The 341-nt window shown below is 77.7% G+C and carries 1 pseudogene; it reads right to left on the bottom strand.

Annotated features, from left to right (window positions below):
- Positions 1-57 precede the first annotated feature (57 nt).
- Positions 58-341: pseudogene (locus ADK55_RS22090) on the bottom strand (aldolase); the annotation flags it as partial.

Raw genomic sequence — 341 nt, 5'->3', positions numbered from 1 at the left:
GGACCTCGCCGAGGACGAGTACGTCGTAGTCCGTGGGGTGTGGCCGTCCGGGCACGGTCAGCGCTCCGGGGTACAGCGCGGGCAGCACGGCAGGGCCAGTTCCGCGAAGACGGCGGCCAGTTCGTCGGGGTCGGCCGGGAGCCCGTCGCCGATGCCGACGGCGCCCGCCCCGGCGGCGAGCCAGTCGCGCACCTCGCCCGGCCGGATGCCGCCGGTCGGGATGATCAGGGCCTCGGGGAGGACGGCCTTGAGGGAGCGGATGAACCGGGGGCCGCCCACGTGGGCGGGGAAGACCTTCGCGGCGCCCGCGGCCCGGGCGGCTCCGGCGATCTCGCCGGGGG

Origin of the sequence: Streptomyces sp. WM4235, assembly GCF_001279725.1 — a bacterium.
Classification (GTDB): Bacteria; Actinomycetota; Actinomycetes; order Streptomycetales; family Streptomycetaceae; genus Streptomyces.
The sequence above is the reverse complement of the archived record's forward strand: the minus strand, read 5'-3'. Positions and strand labels throughout refer to the sequence as shown.